We start from the raw sequence: 16,613 nt of genomic DNA, 5'->3' as shown, positions 1-16,613 counted from the left end.
AGTCAATCAGCGGCACCATATTTTGGCAATCGGATGCCGCTACCTATATACCCATTCACCTGCGCAAATACTCGACTTTTCATCGAAAAGTCGCGATTGCAGGGAAAGCAATGGCAACCGATTGACACACCACCGGTTGCGTGTGAGCGTGGTCGGAGCAGTCGGCGATCCCGGTAGACCGGATCCCGTTCCGCGATGAATTCGCGCAACTTGTCACGAGGATGGTGTCGGTCCGATGCACAGAAGCCCTGCCGAGGGGGCCGTTCTCGAGCACGCACGCTCGGATGTGGCAGCCGGAACCATCGCGCTGCTGAACTCTCTCGGTACGACACTGGAACTGTGGGACGGCGTGGTCTCGCGCCTGCGGGAGTCCTTCGATATCGTCCGGTTCGACCAGCGCGGACACGGGCGATCCGGCATGGGAGACGGTACAGCCTCGATCGATGCCCTCGTCGACGACTTCCTCGCTGTCCTGGATCGTTTCGATATCCGGCATGCACATATCGCCGGGGTGTCGATCGGCGGAATGATCGCGATCCGGGCCGCCCGCCGTGCACCGGACCGCATTTCCTCGCTCGCTGTCTTGTGCAGTGCAGCCGTGTACGAGCCGCGGGGATGGAACGAGCGAGCGCGATCGGTCCGGCAGGCCGGCCTGGAGCCGATCGTGCCGTTCGTCATGGACCGCTGGTTCGCGCCGGAATTCCGGCAGCGGTATCCCGGGGTGGTCGCGGAATATGCCGATATGCTGCGGTCGATCGATCCGGAAGCCTACGCGGTGGGCTGCGATATTCTTGCGACCGCCGATGTACGAGGTGATCTACCTAAGGTGTCGGTGCCGGCAGTTGTTGTCGGTGGTGGTGGAGATATCGCGACGCCGCCTGAACAACAGCGTGCCATCGCCCGAACGATTCCCGGTGCGGGTCTGGAAATTCTTTCCGGGGTGGGGCATCTGGCACCCGCCGCTGCTCCTGTCGACGTCGCGCGGATCATCGCGGCGAATGCCCTCGGAGCTCGGGCGGGATCAGGATGAGGGTGCGGTCGAACCGCGCTGGACGAATGCGGTCGCGAGTGGTGTTTCGTTTCCGCCCGGTTCCTCGTCGTCGATCTCGGCGATGAGCCGCCGGACGGCCTCTTCGCCCATGGTGCCCAGCGGGGTGCGGATGGTGGTGATGGGCGGTGTGGTGAAATCGGAGCCGAAGATATCGTCGAACCCGATGATGCTCAACCGCTCCGGCACGGCGATGTCTGCGGCTTTGCTCGCTTGAAGCAAGCCGATGGCCATCAAGTCGTTGTAGGTGACGACAGCGGTCACCCCGGAGGCGAGAACTCGCCGCAGGCTCTGCCTGCCGCCTTCGGTGGTCGGTGCACCGGGTCCTATCTCGACGATCGACATCGAGCGCCGCGGAGCTTCGTCGAGCAGTATGTCCCACCGCAGGCCGCTCATCCAGGAGTCGGCGGGACCGGACAGGAAAGCCAGCGCTCGATGCCCGAGAGCGGCGAGGTGGTCCAAGGCTGCGCAAATGCCCGGGAGAACATCGGGCACGATACCGGCAACACCGGGCACCGCTCGGTTCACCATGAGCAGTGGCCGTTGCTCGTCGAGTCGCTGGACCTGATCATCGCCGAGACGTGAAGCGACCAGGACGAGTCCGTCGACCACGGGGAGCAACCGGCCGGCCGTCTCCAGCTCGAGCGCGGCGGTCTCCTGTGATTCGGCGACCACCAGGGTGTACCCCTGCCGGGCGGTGACCCGCTCGGCACCCCGTACCAGGTCGAAGAAGACCGGGTTGGTGATATCGGACAGGATCAGTGCCAGCATCCGGGTACGACCGGTGGGTAATGCGCGAGCCAAGGGGTTGATCCGGTAGCCGAGCGTCTGGGCCGTATCCCGGATATGTTGCGCGGTCGTGGCATTGATGCGGCCCGGCTTGTGCAGAGCCCGGGACACTGTGGAGGGGCTGACGCCGGCTGCCCGGGCGATATCGTAGATCGTGACACCCGCACCGCGATTGTGGCCGGCCCGCCTTCGCGAAGTCACGTGCTCTCCTTGTCGGGTTCGTCCGGCGGTCCTGTCGTGCCGACGGTCGGTCGATTATGGCAATGGGTTGACCTGGTGGTGCGCCGGCATCGCCGGATCGGTCCTCCCGCAGCCGCCAGCAGGGCAACTGGGCGCAACAGATTGCGGTCTGCCGGGCCGGGTTGATTCGGTGGAACAGGCGTTTTCGGTGATGGCCGAATCGTGGACCGAGCCGTACGCGGTCGTCGTTCGGCACCGTGGAGTTGGGAGAGCATCTCGATGACGAAGATCGGGTTCGTGGGTTTGGGGATCATGGGTGGTCCGATGGCGGTGAATCTGGTGGAGGCCGGTTTCGAAGTCACCGGATACAACCGGAGCCGTGACAAGCTGGATCGTGTCGTCGCGGCAGGTGGAAAGGCCGCGGACTCCCTCGCCGGAGCAGTGCGTGATGCCGAGGTGGTCGTCACGATGTTGCCGGACTCACCCGATGTCCGCGAGGTGGTGCTCGGCGCCGGGGGTGTCCTCGCCCATGCGGCACCCGAAACGCTGCTGATCGACTGCAGCACCATCCGGCCCGACGTGTCGCGTGAGATCGCTGCCCGGATGCGGGCGGTGGACGCGCCCGTATCCGGCGGAGAACAAGGGGCGGTCGACGGAACCTTGTCGATCATGGCCGGCGGAGCAGACGCGGACTTCGCCACTGCGAAGCCGGTGCTGGATGCCATGGGCACCACCGTCGTGCACGTGGGCGCCGCGGGCGCGGGCCAGACCGTCAAAGCGGCGAATCAGTTGATCGTGGCCGGGACGATCGAACTGGTCGCGGAGGCGCTGGTCTTTCTGCGGGCCCACCAGGTCGACACCGAGGGAGCGATTCGGGTCCTGGCCGGGGGGCTGGCGGGCAATCGGATCCTCGACCGCAAAGCGCGGGCCATGGCCGAGCGCCGGTTCGACCCCGGCTTCCGGGTCGATCTGCACCACAAGGATCTCGGAATCGTCCAATCCGCGGCACGAGACGCCGGGGTGGCGATCCCACTCGGCGCCGTGATGGCGCAACTCATGGGAGCTCTCGTCGCCCAGGGATACGGTGGCCGGGATCACGGCGCGCTGATCGACCTCGTCACCAGGCTTTCCGGAGGCGAGCCGACACCCGATGCCTGTTGAACACGAGCGCCACGCCCACCATGTCCAGTGGGCGTGGCTGCCGGGCGTCGATCGGTCCGTGATCGTGCGCCGCCCCTGTACGACGAACCGGTGAGCAGGCGGTTCAGTGCCGATTCCGGTCGGCGGAACCGATGTCGGCAAGCCGCCGGCGCTCCTCACGGCGGCGGCGCTGCTCGACCGGGTCGGTGACCGGAGCCGCCAAGAACAGACGTTGCGTGTACGGATGGGTGGGATTGCCAGTGACGGTGGCGCCCGCGCCGGTTTCCACGATATCGCCACGGTAGAGCACGGTGACCCGGTGGCTGATATGGCGGATGACAGCGAGATCGTGGGAGATGAACAGGTAGGCCACCCCGGTGTTCCGCTGGATATCGACCAACAGGTCCAGTACCCGTGCCTGTGTCGACAGATCGAGTGCGGAGACAGGTTCGTCGCAGACGATGAGCTTCGGTTCCGGGGCCAGCGCCCGCGCGATTGCGATACGTTGCCGCTGACCACCGCTGAATTCACGTGGTAGTCGCGCGGCCGAATCGGCCGGTAGGCCGACCTGATCCAGCAATTCGGCGATGCGGGCACGGGCGGCGGCCGGTCCGGTGCCCTGGACGACCAGCGGCTCGCTGAGAATATCGCCGATCGTCAGCGAAGGGTTGAGGGAACCGTAGGGGTCCTGGAAGACCACCTGCAGATCGCGGGCCAGCGCGCGCCGGGCAGCGCCGCCGAGCGAGGTGATATCCGAGCCGTCGAACCGGATACTTCCGCCACTCGGGCGCACCAACCCGAGCACCGCCCGCCCGATGGTGGTCTTTCCGGATCCGGATTCGCCTACAAGGCCCAAGGTTTCGCCGGCGGCGACCGTCAACGACACCGCATGTAGCACCTCGACCGGGCGCGGGCGGAATCCGCGGCCCGGGAACTCGACACGCAGATCGGTTACTTCGAGCAGGGGGGTCATAACACTCACTCCGCAGCGATTGTGGTCGGGCCGGATACCTCGGCATATCGGCCGGAGGGCGGATCGGTGCGCGCCGTGCTGCCGTCCAGGATGGAATCGAGAAGCATGCGGGTGTACTCGTGCCGGGGTTCGGTGAACAGTGACGCGGTGTCTCCGCATTCGACGATAGTGCCGCGGCGCATCACCGCGACGCGGTCGCACAAGTCCGCCACGACGCCGAAGTTGTGGGTTACCAGAAGTACCGCCATGCCCAGTTGCTGCTGCAGGTCGCGGAGCAGGTCCAGGATTTCGGCCTGGACCGTGACATCGAGCGCGGTGGTCGGTTCGTCGGCGATGAGTATCCGGGGCCGGGAGGCGACCGCACCGGCTATGAGAACGCGCTGCGCCATCCCCCCGGAAATCTGGTGTGGGTAGGAGGCGAAGACCCGCCGGGGGTCCTGGATGCCGACTTGGCCGAGTAGCGCGATGACTCGTTGCCGAGCCGCCCGGCGGGACATGGGGGTGGCGGCGCGTACTCCCTCGGCGAGTTGCGAACCTATGGTGACCGACGGATCGAGGTTGGTCATCGGTTCCTGCGGTACATAGGCGATATCCCGGCCGCGCACGGTGCGGAGTTGCTTCTCGCCGCGTCCGAGTAGTTCGTACCCGTCGAGGGTGATGGAACCGGCGGTGACGACCGCTTCTGGGGGAAGGACACCGAGCACAGCGAATGCGGTCTGGGTCTTGCCGGACCCGGATTCTCCCACCAGCCCCAGGGTCTCACCCGCGTCGAGATGAAATGACACATCGCTGACCACTTCCCGGAGGTTCCCGGACGGTGAGGGGTAGGCGATGGTCAGACCCTGGACCGTCAGCAATGCGGGTGAATCGGGTGAATCGCTGCAGGGAAGAGCGCGTATGCGCGTCGCGCCGGGTGCTTTCGCAGGTTTGTGGCATGGCCCTTCGAGTGTGTCGCGCAGGGCATTGCCGAACAACACCAGAGAGGCTGTCATTATCCCGAGACCGAGGCTGGGCCAGACGAATTGGAGTGGCTCGACATACAGGTTGATGAACCCGTCGGCGATCATGGCACCGAAGCTCGGGACCGTACTGGAACCGACGCCGAGGAAGGCCAGCCCGGCCTGTACTCCGATGGCGGATCCGGCGAGGAAGGCGGTGGCGATGATGATCGGTCCGCGCACGACGAACAGTACGTGCCGGGCCAGGATGCGCCGGTCCGGGAGACCGGATACCCGCGCGGCATCGACGAACAGTTCGTTCTTGACACCCAGCACCTGATTACGGGTGATGCGGTAGACCGCGGGCGACAGCAGGACGCCGAATATTGCCATGGTGAACCTGAAGTCACCGTGGGTCACCGGCATGAGAACAATCAGCAGTAGAAGCCCGGGAAAGGTCATGATCAGGTTGAACACCCATTCGGTGACCACGCGGGTGCGGGTACCGAAGTAGCCACCGGCGAGTCCGGAACCGACGCCGATCACCAGTGCGATACCGGTACCGATGAGCGCCGACACCACGCTGGTGTTGATCGAATGCAGGAGGCGAGCGAAGATATCGCGCCCGTTCTGGTCGCCGCCGAGCGGGAATCCCGGCGTTCCGATATCGGCGTTGATGGCGTCCAGGGAAGCGAAGTTCGGATCGTGGCCGGCCAGGACGGGGGCTGCCAGGCCCAGTACCACCAGGACGAGGAGGAGGCCGGCGGTGGCGACGGCCTGGGGGTCGCGGAGCAGGCGGCGCAGCGTTGCGGTGCGAACATCCGGCTCATCGGTGGTGGCCGCGCCGGTAGGAGGAAGTGCCGCGTTCAATGAATTCTCGCCTTCGGGTTGAGCCAGCCGTTCACGAGGTCCACGGTCAGGTTGATGCCCACGACCAGCATCACGGCGAACAGCGTGATCCCCATGATGACCGGCACGTCGCCCTGGACGGCCGCGGTGAAGGCATAGGAACCGAACCCGGGCATCGCAAAAACGTTTTCGATGATGAGCGCTCCGCCGAGCATGGTGATGAACTCCAGCGAGAGCACTGTCAGCGCGGGCCCGGCGGCATTGCGCAGGGCATGGCGCAGCACCACCGACCGGGTGGAGATCCCGCGAGTTCGCAGCGTGCGGATGTAGTCCTTGCGCAGTTCGTCGATCATCGCGCCGCGTACCTGCGCACTGAGATTGGCTATCCCGTTCACTACCAATACGATCACGGGGATCGTGATGGTGGCGGCCCAGCGTGCCGGGTCCTCGCGGAAATGCGTGAAGCCGGTGGCGGGCAGTAGTTTCAGTTCGATGGCGAGGACGTAGACGAGGATGATCGCCAGCAGCAGGTTCGGCAGCAGCGTCCCGGTCAGTGACACGCCCTGCGCCATACGGTCGATGGCGCCGCTGCGGGTGGCCGCCAGGACGCCGAGGGCGGCGCTGACGACGGCGGTGATGATCAGTGCGACCACCACGATGGACAAGGTCACGCCGAGGCGGGTGGAGACGGCCGGCCCGACCGGTTCGCTGGTGAAGTAGGAGACGCCGAAATCACCACGGACCGCCCGGCTCAGCCAGTCCACATACTGGACGAGCACCGGGCGGTCCAATCCCATATCCGACTTGCGTTCCGCGATTGTCTCCGGAGTCGCCGCCGGGCCGACGATGCCGTGCACGATGCTGTCGAACGAACCGCTCAGCAGCACGTAGGTGATGAGGGTGACCAGCACGGCCAGTATCGAACCGATAGCCAGTCGCCGGAGCGCGTAGAGGACCAAGGCAGATCACGTCCCGAGATCGAACTGTCGTACGGTGCTCAGCCCGCGCGCGCCGAGCGATACGTATTCGATGCCCTTGCTGGTTACCCAGTTGATCGTGACGTGCAGCAACGGCGCATCCCAGGCGTAGCGCACGGTGAACGCGTTGATCTCCGCGGCGAGTTCGCCGGCGCGCACCGGGTCGAGTTCCCGGTTGAACCGGTCGATCAGCGCGGTGAGCTCGGGTTCGGTGGTGTGGAAAGGGTTACGGGCGTGCTCCGGGGTGAACCCTTGCAGTTCGCGCGGGAACGGGGCGGCGGCGTCGATGGCGAGTACCAGTGGAAACCGTTTGGATGCCACGGCGGCGGGTGCCTGCTGCTGGGGTATCGGCTCCCAGTTCACGGTGATGCCGATAGCCGCGAGTGATTGAGTGATGGTCGGTGCGAAAGTCTTGGCATGGGTTGTCTCCGGCATGGTCACTGCGAACCCGTCGGGGTAGCCGGCCTCGGCCAGCAGCCTTTTGGCACCTTCTACGTCGAAGGGGTACTCGTTCGCCAGCGCGGGATCGTATGCCGGTCCCTGCGGGCTGAACGTCTGGACCGTAGGTTTACCGGAACCGTGATTGAGTTGTTCGACGATCTTCGTACGGTCGAAGGCCATATTGATCGCGGCGCGCACGCGCTGATCGGCCAGGGCGGGAACGAGTTCGCCCTTGCGGTCGGCGATCACCACGCTGACCAGCGAGGCGCCCTCGACCGGCGTCACCTGGAAGCCACTGGCCTCGAGCCGGCTCAGATGTGTGACTTCGACGCTGCCTGCATTGAGTTCTCCCGCCTGCAACGCGTTGAGAGCAGCCGTACGGTCTGGTATCACGCGGATCTTCACTGTGGAAAATGGGTAGGCGTCGGCATTCCAGTAGTCGTCGCGCCGTTTCAATACGTACGTCGTGCCGTGTACGGTCTGTGCGGTATCGAGGGTGTAGGGCCCGGACCCGACCGGGTTCAGCGCGGTGCGAGATTCCGCCATGGTCGCCGGGTCACCGATAACACCCGGTCCCATCGCCAGGGCAGGCAGGAGACCGGCGTCGGGCCTGGTGAGTTCGAGGACGACTGTCCGGTCGTCCGGTGTGCGGACGGTCTCGACGATATCCAGCCAGTTCTGCATCGGGCCGGCGGTCGCCTTGGTGCGTTCCATGGTCGTCTTCACCGCGGCCGCGTTCACCGGGGCGCCGGAACTGAAAGTCATACCTGGGCGCAGAGTCAGCGTGACGGTGCGGGCGTCCTCGCTGACCTGCCAGCTCTCGGCCGCGTTGGGCTGTAGCTCACCGTCGTTGTCCAGATACAACAGGGTGTCGTAGATCCCCGACCACACATACGCTTGCTGGCCTTCCATCAGCTGGGCGGGATCGAGGGAGTTCGGTGCACCTTGGACGGCGAAGGCGAGCGTTGTCTCGCCCGAGGTCGCTGACGGTCCGGTGGCTTGGTCGTAACCGCAGGCGGCGACCGCGGACCAGATGACCGCGGCGATCAGTGCGGCCAGTATGCGCGGTCGGCGCGCGCGGGGCGATTGACAAGACATATACGAACTTCCTTGTTCTGTGATGTGTGTCAATTACGCGGGTCCACGGCCGGAACCCACAAGCGGTTGCCGCGGGTTGCCGCCGTCCTCGATGGCTGCGAATCCGGCAGTTGGGTGCGCAGTCACCCGGTTTCTACCTGCGCATTGCCAGAATCTGCACATATCTTCTCCATTTAAGGAAGTTACATTCTCGAACCGGTGGATGAGACCTGTGCGCGGGAGCCGGCGAGCTGCCTTCTGGTTGCCGGTGAGCGCATGCGGTGTTGCGGGGGGAAGGGCACTTCCTCTCCGCTTCCGGCCGGCAGGTGACAGCCGGGGTATCGACCCGCGATGACCCGCGGTTTCCCGGGCTCATGCCGAGGGCGGCGATACCACTGGACAAGTCTTGGCAACCGATTGACGCCCCTGAGGTCCTATGCGACGGTGACCCGACGTAGCCGACGATCACCACGAGGAAGTGGGCACTGATGAACGACGACCGTCGCCCCCGGGAGGTGCACAGTGTGCTCGCCACCGTCATGTACACGCCGGACGAGATCGAGCAGCTCCGGCAGGCGTTCGCACCGGCGGAGTTCGCCCACCTCCACCCCGGCGACGCGGCGGGTATCGCCGCGACACTCGAACATGCGGATGTTGCGGTCCTGGTAGGAGATATCGACAAACGGCATCTCGACGCTCCGCATCTGCGCTGGGTGCACTGCGACCATTCCGGTCTCACCAGATCCGCGGTGCCCGAACTGTTCGCCCGCAACCTCGTGGTCACCGGCTCAGCGGGCAGATCGGCGCCCGCACTCGCCCAGCATGGTTTCTACTTCGCGCTTGCACTCACCTTCGACGCCCGGCGACTGTTCGAACAACAGGCCGCGCATCGGTGGCAGAGCTTCCCGGGCGCCGAACAGCAACTGGCGCTCTACGGCAAGACGCTCGGGATCGTGGGCTTCGGCCATACCGCGAAAGAGATGGCACGCCTCGGCAAGGCATTCGGGATGAATGTCATCGTCTACCGGCGCAGCGCGGCGGAACCCGCGCCGGATGTGGACGTCATGCTGTCCGCCACCCGAGGCGACAGCCTGGATCGACTACTCGACGCAGCGGATGTCGTCATGCTCGCGGCGCAGCTCACGGACGCGACCCACCACATGTTCTCCACCGCGCAGTTCGCCCGGATGAAGACATCGGCTTTCCTCGTCAACATGGCACGCGGCCAGCTCATCGATCAGGAGGCATTGGTCGAAGCGTTGCACTCGGGGCAGATCGCCGGCGCGGGCCTGGATGTCACCGATCCCGAGCCGCTGCCGCCGGAATCCGCGCTGTGGGAGGCGCCGAATGTAGTCATCACTCCGCATTCGACACCGCGCTTACCGGATCGGACGCAACGCTCGATCGATATGATCGTCGAGAACCTCCGCCGTTACCGCGCGGGCGAACCGATGCTGAACGCGCTGACGGAGCGAGATGTCTACACTCCGCGGCGCTGAAACACAGGACGAACCCGCAGTGGTACACCTCCTCGATGCCTCCCGCACCGCCGGAGAGCCGCGCGGTCCGGGTGCCGGATCGGTGACCGGCATCCGAAGGCATCCGGTACGTCCGCATCTGGTCGTGCTGGCTCCGGCGGTGGCCGGAGTCGTCCGCGCCGCGGGCGGCTGGCTGTTCGACCGGGTGGCAGCGGGATGGGAAGTGGTGGTACTCGTCGCCGATCACACCGAATCGCGGCCGCTGGACATCCTCGGAGTCCGGGTCGTCGACCTGGCGGCCGGTCTGGCCGCGAAACGGCGCGGACTGGTTCCGCACGCGCTGGCACTCGATGCCGAGCTCTGGGCAGCAGACGCCCGGGTGCAGGAGGGACTGTCCTGGGTGCTCGCGCACGATCTGGCCGACGAAGTGCGGTGGTGGGGGCCCGGCTCGTCCGCGGATTTCGGCCGTTCCGCCTGCCCGGTGCTGCACCGTGCGAGCGTGGCCGCGCAGGCGTTCAAGGCGCAGGCGCTGGCCGCGGTCGAATTGCCGGGCGTGAACAGCCCGGTCGAGTCGTTCTACAGCTGCGTGCCCGGATCCGAACAGCGCGATCTCGTCCCGGTGCCGTGATCCTGCCCGGCCGATCGGCCACAAGCGTCCGGCGGTACTGCTCCGGCGGAAGCCCTTCGGCGTAGTCGACAGCCGGGGCTTCGGCGGTGGCCCGGCCGGGCAGGCCACCGCCGAACGCACGCCTCGGATCAAGCACGCGATCGCGGCGCCTGTGGCTTGGTGCTTCCGATCTGCCGCCAGCGGCGGCGCAGCATATGCGCGGCGGCCTTCGGCAGGCGATCGCGGGTGAACACGCCCTTTTTGTTGCCGTCGACGCGGTGGATACCGTTCGAGGTGCGGAAATCCGCGAAGTTCCAGACGTGCTCACCGACCATCGCTTCGATGCGGTCGAAGACGCGATGATGCATTTCCAGGAAGGCGGTCTGGTATTCCTCCGTCCAGGGAATGTCCCAGACCGAATGCAGACCCGGCATGGTGTCGGCGCCGTACTCGCTCATGATGATCGGTTTGCCGTGCGCGGCCGCCCAGGCGGTGAGTTCGGCCTCGAGATCGGCTTCGGCGGTGGCGAGGTCGCCGTTGGCCATGTACCAGCCGTGGTAACGGTTGAGACCGAGAACATCGAAGAGATCGGCGATCCGGTCGTTGCCGGGGGTGGCGAACATGAAGCTGGCGTAGGTCACCGGTCGCGTGGGGTCGAGTTCCCTGGTGAGCGCGACGAGCGGCGCGAAATACTCGCGGGCGCCCTCCTCGATCGACGACGGCTCGTTGGATACACACCACATCACCACGCTGGGGTGGTTCTTGTCGCGGGCGATGAGTTCCCGCAACGCCTGAGCATGCGCGTTTCTCGTCTCGTCGTTCATCGTCTCGGGCGAGAACGTGGGGCGTTTGTCGCCGCGGCCGATCCCGCCTTCGATGAAGAGGTTGAGCCCGACGGCCGCCGTTTCGTCGATGACGACGATTCCGTGCCGGTCGGCGAAATCCATCACCTCCTCCGCGTACGGGTAGTGCGAGGTCCGGAACGAATTCGCGCCGATCCAGTCCATCAGCTGGAAATCGTGGACGAGGTAGGCGTTGTCATGGCCCTTTCCGCGGACGGCCGTATCCTCGTGCTTGCCGAACCCGGTGAAGTAGAAGGGTTGTCCGTTGATCAGGAACTGGGTGCCGCGTACTTCGACGGTGCGTACGCCGACCGGCATCCGATACTGGTCGAGCACGGTGTCACCGTCGTGGATCTCGACCACGAGTTCATACAGATACGCCCGCCCCGGCTGCCACAGGGTGACTTGGGGAACACGTAGTGATCCGCGCTCCCCCGGGCCGGCGGCCACTTCGTCACCGGCGGCATCCCGCAGGGACACTCGGACGGATGCGGGGGCAGTCGTGGTGACGGTGTAGTCGATGACACCGGTGCGGCCGTCCACATCGGTGACCACGGCGATATCCGAAACCCGGACCGGCGGAACACTGTACAGCCATACCGAGCGGGCCAGCCCGGAATAATTGTAGAAGTCGTGCAGGTACTTCTGCTGACGGCGCCCGTCCGGCGTGACCGTGATGGTGCCCGGCGGAATCGTTGTATTCGTGAGCTCGTTGCTCACACCGATGGTGAGCCGGAACTCGTCACCCGCGGCAACTACGTCGGTGATATCGGCCTCGAAGGGGGTGTACCCGCCCGAATGCTCGGCGACCAGCCGGTCATCGGCGTAGACCTTCCCGGCATGAGTCGCAGCATCGACCCGGACGAGGATCCGCTCGCCGGCCCAGCCGCGCGGCACGCGGACGGTGCGCTGGTACCACACCCAGCCGACGTGGTCACGGATGGCGGGATCGACGAACAGGTCGTTGTAGCTTGCCGGGACAGCGGCTTCCAGCGTGCCGTCGAATGGACCCAGCCAGGGCTGGTCACCGGCCGCTGTACCGACGGCGAAACGCCAGAGCCCGTCCAGTGATACCAGCTCACGAGTAGCTGTGGCCGTGGGTTTGAGCATGGGAATTCTCCTCGGGGGTGTCGGGTCGTCGCGGTATCGGTGCGCTGGAACGGGCTACAGCACCACACCTGGGTTGAGGATGCCGTGCGGATCGAGAGCCGCCTTGATACGCCGGGTCACGTCCATGACTTCGGGGCCGACCTGGCCGGGCAGCCAGGCCTTCTTCAGCCGTCCCACTCCGTGTTCGCCGGTGATGGTGCCGCCCAAGGCGACGGCCAGGTCCATGATCTCGCCGAATGCCTCGTGAGCGCGCGCCGTTTCGTCGGCATCGTCCGGATCGTGCACGATGAGCGGATGGGTGTTGCCGTCGCCGGCATGGGCGATGACCGAGACGACAACCTTGCGGCGTTCGGCGATCTCGGCGATTCCGGTGATCAGCTCGCCCAGCCGCGGTAGTGGCACACCCACGTCCTCGAGCAGCAGCGGACCTTTTCGTTCCACCGCGGGGATGGCGAATCGACGGGCCGCGCAGAATGCTTCGCCCTCGTCCGGATCATCGGTGCGGAAGGCCTCGGTGGCTCCCGCGTTTTCGCAGGCGGTGAGCATCCGGTCGGCCTCGCGCCCGGCGTGATCGCCAGGCGCGTCGGAGCGGGCGATCAGGAGACCGGCCGCGTCACGGTCCAGTCCCATCCGCAGCTCGTCCTCGACGGCGTTGATCGCGACTGCGTCCATGAACTCCAGCATGGAGGGCCGTAGGGCGCCGGTGATGGCGAGAATGGCGGCGGTGGCGGCGGGCAGGGTCCGGAAGGTGGCCACGACCGTGGACTGCGGGGGTTGCGGGGGCAGCAGACGCAGCGTGAGCTCGGTGATGACCCCGAGCGTCCCTTCGCTGCCGACGAACAGTTTGGTCAGCGAGAGACCGGCGGAGTCCTTGAGTCGCGGACCGCCCAGCCGTACCACGGTGCCATCGGCCAAGACCACTTCCATGCCCAGTACGTAGTCGGTGGTCACACCGTATTTCACGCAGCACAGCCCACCGGCGTTGGTGGCGGCATTGCCACCGATGGAGCAGATCTCGAAGGACGACGGGTCCGGTGGATACCACAGGCCCCGGTCGGCGGCGGCCCGTTTCACTTCGGCGTTGAGCAGGCCGGGCTGCACCACGGCCGTGCGGGTCACGGTGTCGATCGTGATCGCACGCATACGTTCGGTGCTCAGTAGCAGCGCGCCGTTCTGCGCGGTGGCGCCACCGGAGAGCCCGGTCCCGGCGCCGCGCGGCACCACGGGAACGCGGTGCTCGCCGGCCCATCGCAGGGCCGTGGCCACGTGCGCCGTGTCGGTCGGCCGAACAAGGGCGAGGGCGGTTCCGGCGGCGGGATCGAGCGCCCGGTCCTGCCGGTAGCCGGCGAGGATATCCGGATCGTTCACGACCGCGCCCGCGGGCAGCCGGGTACGGAGGTCGTCGATGTTCACAACGCGTTTCCTTCACTGGCGGAGCCCTGCCGCCGATTCGAAGTGGTTCTTCCCAACGAAACAGCCCGGTGCGGGCGGCCGCAATCGGTTGCGGTCAGTTGCCTGCCCAGGCGCCCACCCCGCTACGCGGTTTCGGCCGGGATGACGAAATAAGGTTGATTCGCCAGGGATTCGTCGAGGCCGGGCACGATCCAGGCCGTTCGGGCGGTCCGGTCCCGTGCGAGGAGGAAGAACTGGATGGCATAGGGACTGTCGGTGTACTCCGCGGGGAGCGTGGCCGTGAATCCGGCCTCGTCCTCGCGTGTCATGGGCATTTCCAGGTAGTGCTCGGATTGATCGAGGTGCCGAGCGTGCACGGTCACCTCCACGCCCGCGGGTGCGTGCGCCCGCAGGGTCAGCCGCTCACCGGGTACGAAATTGTCCGGCGGAGTGCAGCGGATCTGCGTGACCGGTGCCGAGCGCTGGTCCGGCGGTACCAGGGCGAGGATCGGCCGGTTCGCTGCTTCCGCCGCCGCGAGTTCGTCGAGGAGGTCGGCGATATCCGCGTCGATTGCGGGCAGGCGGTCGGTCCAATGGCCGTGTTCTCCCGGCCGCCTGCCGAATGCCAGATCCGTGACGTATACCTCGCGGGTCAGCGCGATGAGCTCGGTCAGCGCGGCGCGGCCGTCGTGGTACCGGTCGATACCTTCCCGCAGATGCCGGGTGTCGCCGGTGAGCCGGAACAGCGCGTATCCCACACCGGCCCGTATCTTGCCGGCGAAGAACCTGCCGAGTAACGCCTGTGCCCGTACGTCCACTTCGATACGCCGGAACTCCGCCCCGTGGCGATCGGGGGTACTTTCCCGGGCCTCGCCGATCGCGGCTTCCGCAACGTCGGCGAAATGTTCCAGCCAGGACGCCACCTGGACCGGCGTATGCCGGCCGCTCGGCCGACCGTCGATCAGGCCCCGCGCGTAATCGTCTGCGCTCTCGAACAGCGCGGGATCGAGCGGGCTGATCGTGCCCCAGGTGCGTGGGGGAAGTAGATCCCACGCGTAGATCGACCGGCGCTCCTGTCCGGCGATGGGATGGTCGGTGAACACCTCAGGCCAGAAGAAGTTGTTGGATGCGCTGGCCGGGACGGCGATCGTCACCAGCGGCAGCACCTTTCCCGCCGCGCCCAGCGCGCGCTCGACGAGTTCAGCCGCGGTACCGAACCTATCCCCCAGGTAGCGGAGCCAGGACTCGCGGTCGGCGTCCGGATCGAACAGCAACCGGCCCCACAGGCGGTACTGGTAGGAGTACTTCCGCCAATCGGCGCGGCCGAGCGACAGCGCGGGATCGGCGTAGAGATCGCGGGGCATACCCGCACGCCCGGTGTCCTTGCGGCCGCGGAAGGTCAGTGGTTCGCACAATTCGGCGCCCACCGCACCGCCGAGTGAGCTCATCCGGCCGTAGCCGGCGAAGATCTGCGGGTCCGCCCACAGCAGGAACCGCTGGGAGCCCGGCCAGATCCGGAAGAGCAGGTCGAACTGTCGATCCCGGCGCAGGAAATCGGCATATCCGTAGCGGGTGAACCGTCGGGCGTTCTGGGTGACACCGCGTAAACCGTCACCGTCACCGCGCCGGATGAACTCCATCGGGCGTATCGCCGCCTGGTGATAGGGCAGCCCCTGGTGCTCAGCCCAGTATTTGGCCGAGATGACGACCCGGCCGCCGGTGCCGGCGGCAGTCGTGAGCAGTTCCCCGTCGACGCCCTTCGCGTGCAGATCGATCTCCAGCGGCCGGCCGGTATCGCGCACACCGCCCAGGACAGTGCGCCAGAACGTGCTGCGCTCCGTTTCGGCGACACCGCCCTCGTAGTGCACGCGCAATGTCAGCCCGGCGATCGCCGGGCATTCCCGCAACAGCAGGCGCAACGCCGCCGCGCTGTACTCGGCGATATCCCGGTCGGCCAGTCCCGTGATGCGGTAGCGCAGGTTCGGGCTTTCCCCGAGCTCCGGGCGAACGGCATGATTCCACAGGCCGAGCTGGAAATGAATCCCCCGGCGCGCGGCCTCGTCACCGGCGAACCGCAGGGCCGCGAGATTGGCCGCCCGGTTCGCGTCGGAAACGCCGGTGACACGGACGTTCTCCCAGCCCGGCACCTCGAGGAGAAATGGGTACGCGAAGCACAGGTAGTTGTCGCGCACGTCGGAGTCGTGGGAAAAGTTGTATTGCATTCCCAGGGCCAGGTGCAGCCGATTGATTCGCTGGGTGGCCAGTTCGTCGAGGTACTCGGTCCAGAAATCGTGGTCGCGCAGCCAGGGCAGGTCCAGCACATCGCTCGAAAACGAGCGCAGCACACTCCGTACGGGTACCGCGGGTGACCGCAGGGCACAACGTGCCGAACGGATCGCCTCGACGGGATCCTCGCCGTACCGAACCCGGTCGGCGAGCTCGGACAAGCCATACGCTGCGCCGCGCGCTTCGGCTGCGCGGACTACTACCTCGGCCGGTGCCGGACCGGATTCGATCAGGAAGGACTCGTCCGGCCCCAGCGCTCGGTCCACACGAACACGGATGACCGCGCCGGTGATCGAGGCGGTGGAATTCCCGATATCGGTACGGACGCCCCTGCGGTTCAAATCTCCGGTCAGCGTCGCCAGTGCCCAGGGCACCGGAGCTCCGAGTCCGGTGGGAACATCGATCGATACGGCGGCTGCGGAAGCGGGCATCGGTTTCCTTATGCGGTTGCCCGGCTCATACGTTCGCTTCCCGCCAGCGTGCGAT

General features: G+C 66.3%; 12 protein-coding genes. 4 read left to right on the top strand and 8 right to left on the bottom strand.

The features are described from left to right. Nucleotides 1–235 precede the first annotated feature (235 nt). Nucleotides 236–1,030, top strand: coding sequence for an alpha/beta fold hydrolase (locus NFL01S_RS29175; RefSeq protein ID WP_084493347.1), 795 nt, complete (start codon nucleotides 236–238; stop codon nucleotides 1,028–1,030). Here NFL01S_RS29175 and NFL01S_RS29170 read toward each other — a convergent pair. Beyond that, complete coding sequence (locus NFL01S_RS29170) at nucleotides 1,022–2,038, bottom strand: LacI family DNA-binding transcriptional regulator (RefSeq protein ID WP_062979506.1); 1,017 nt, start codon at nucleotides 2,036–2,038, stop codon at nucleotides 1,022–1,024. The genes NFL01S_RS29175 and NFL01S_RS29170 overlap by 9 nt on opposite strands. A 201-nt stretch (nucleotides 2,039–2,239) precedes the next feature. On the opposite strand from NFL01S_RS29170, the gene NFL01S_RS29165 reads away from it, so the two are divergent. Then, on the top strand, nucleotides 2,240–3,178 hold the full coding sequence (locus tag NFL01S_RS29165) for an NAD(P)-dependent oxidoreductase (protein ID WP_280507942.1): 939 nt from the start codon (nucleotides 2,240–2,242) through the stop codon (nucleotides 3,176–3,178). A 103-nt stretch (nucleotides 3,179–3,281) separates the two neighbouring features. Here NFL01S_RS29165 and NFL01S_RS29160 read toward each other — a convergent pair whose 3' ends face one another. The 4 genes from NFL01S_RS29160 to NFL01S_RS29145 are packed head-to-tail and all read right to left on the bottom strand — an operon-like array spanning nucleotide 3,282 to nucleotide 8,433. Then, nucleotides 3,282–4,130: an ATP-binding cassette domain-containing protein gene (locus NFL01S_RS29160; RefSeq protein ID WP_062979504.1), complete on the bottom strand. Its 849-nt coding sequence runs from the start codon at nucleotides 4,128–4,130 to the stop codon at nucleotides 3,282–3,284. Between the two features lie 5 nt (nucleotides 4,131–4,135). Continuing rightward, nucleotides 4,136–5,938: a dipeptide/oligopeptide/nickel ABC transporter permease/ATP-binding protein gene (locus NFL01S_RS29155; RefSeq protein WP_084493346.1), complete on the bottom strand. Its 1,803-nt coding sequence runs from the start codon at nucleotides 5,936–5,938 to the stop codon at nucleotides 4,136–4,138. Further along, on the bottom strand, nucleotides 5,935–6,876 hold the full coding sequence (locus NFL01S_RS29150) for an ABC transporter permease (RefSeq protein ID WP_062979503.1): 942 nt from the start codon (nucleotides 6,874–6,876) through the stop codon (nucleotides 5,935–5,937). The genes NFL01S_RS29155 and NFL01S_RS29150 overlap by 4 nt, the downstream gene beginning before the upstream one ends. A gap of 6 nt (nucleotides 6,877–6,882) precedes the next feature. Beyond that, nucleotides 6,883–8,433 (bottom strand): ABC transporter substrate-binding protein, encoded by a 1,551-nt coding sequence (locus tag NFL01S_RS29145; RefSeq protein ID WP_062979502.1) that lies wholly within the window; start codon nucleotides 8,431–8,433, stop codon nucleotides 6,883–6,885. A 467-nt stretch (nucleotides 8,434–8,900) separates the two neighbouring features. On the opposite strand from NFL01S_RS29145, the gene NFL01S_RS29140 reads away from it, so the two are divergent. Together NFL01S_RS29140 and NFL01S_RS29135 are read left to right on the top strand one after the other, a co-directional pair. Continuing rightward, entirely contained in the window at nucleotides 8,901–9,911 is a 1,011-nt protein-coding gene (locus NFL01S_RS29140; RefSeq protein ID WP_062979501.1) for a D-2-hydroxyacid dehydrogenase, read from the top strand. Then, nucleotides 9,889–10,518, top strand: coding sequence for a hypothetical protein (locus tag NFL01S_RS29135; protein WP_062979500.1), 630 nt, complete (start codon nucleotides 9,889–9,891; stop codon nucleotides 10,516–10,518). Before NFL01S_RS29140 ends, NFL01S_RS29135 begins: the two co-directional genes overlap by 23 nt. A 128-nt stretch (nucleotides 10,519–10,646) precedes the next feature. Here NFL01S_RS29135 and uidA read toward each other — a convergent pair whose 3' ends face one another. The 3 genes from uidA to NFL01S_RS29120 all read right to left on the bottom strand — a co-directional run bounded on the left by uidA (nucleotide 10,647) and on the right by NFL01S_RS29120 (nucleotide 16,558). Continuing rightward, nucleotides 10,647–12,449, bottom strand: coding sequence for a beta-glucuronidase (gene uidA, locus NFL01S_RS29130; RefSeq protein WP_062979499.1), 1,803 nt, complete (start codon nucleotides 12,447–12,449; stop codon nucleotides 10,647–10,649). 54 nt (nucleotides 12,450–12,503) lie between these two features. Next, nucleotides 12,504–13,862, bottom strand: coding sequence for an FAD-binding oxidoreductase (locus NFL01S_RS29125; protein WP_062979498.1), 1,359 nt, complete (start codon nucleotides 13,860–13,862; stop codon nucleotides 12,504–12,506). A 122-nt stretch (nucleotides 13,863–13,984) separates the two neighbouring features. Then, a complete protein-coding gene (locus NFL01S_RS29120) occupies nucleotides 13,985–16,558 on the bottom strand; it encodes a hypothetical protein (protein ID WP_062979497.1) in 2,574 nt (857 codons plus the stop codon). Nucleotides 16,559–16,613 lie beyond the last annotated feature (55 nt).

Origin of the sequence: Nocardia flavorosea NBRC 108225, assembly GCF_001613385.1 — a bacterium.
Taxonomy (GTDB): domain Bacteria; phylum Actinomycetota; class Actinomycetes; order Mycobacteriales; family Mycobacteriaceae; genus Nocardia; species Nocardia flavorosea.
Note: the sequence above shows the minus strand (reverse complement) of the source record. Positions and strands in the feature narration are given on the sequence as shown.

What these genes read in the sequence shown, in the direction of transcription:
- NFL01S_RS29175 (WP_084493347.1), top strand. Translation starts at nt 236, where the DNA reads ATGCACAGAAGCCCTGCCGAGGGGGCCGTTCTCGAGCACGCACGCTCG.
- NFL01S_RS29160 (WP_062979504.1), bottom strand. Translation starts at nt 4,130, where the DNA reads ATGACCCCCCTGCTCGAAGTAACCGATCTGCGTGTCGAGTTCCCGGGC.
- NFL01S_RS29145 (WP_062979502.1), bottom strand. Translation starts at nt 8,433, where the DNA reads ATGTCTTGTCAATCGCCCCGCGCGCGCCGACCGCGCATACTGGCCGCA.
- NFL01S_RS29140 (WP_062979501.1), top strand. Translation starts at nt 8,901, where the DNA reads ATGAACGACGACCGTCGCCCCCGGGAGGTGCACAGTGTGCTCGCCACC.
- NFL01S_RS29135 (WP_062979500.1), top strand. Translation starts at nt 9,889, where the DNA reads ATGTCTACACTCCGCGGCGCTGAAACACAGGACGAACCCGCAGTGGTA.
- uidA (WP_062979499.1), bottom strand. Translation starts at nt 12,449, where the DNA reads ATGCTCAAACCCACGGCCACAGCTACTCGTGAGCTGGTATCACTGGAC.
- NFL01S_RS29120 (WP_062979497.1), bottom strand. Translation starts at nt 16,558, where the DNA reads ATGCCCGCTTCCGCAGCCGCCGTATCGATCGATGTTCCCACCGGACTC.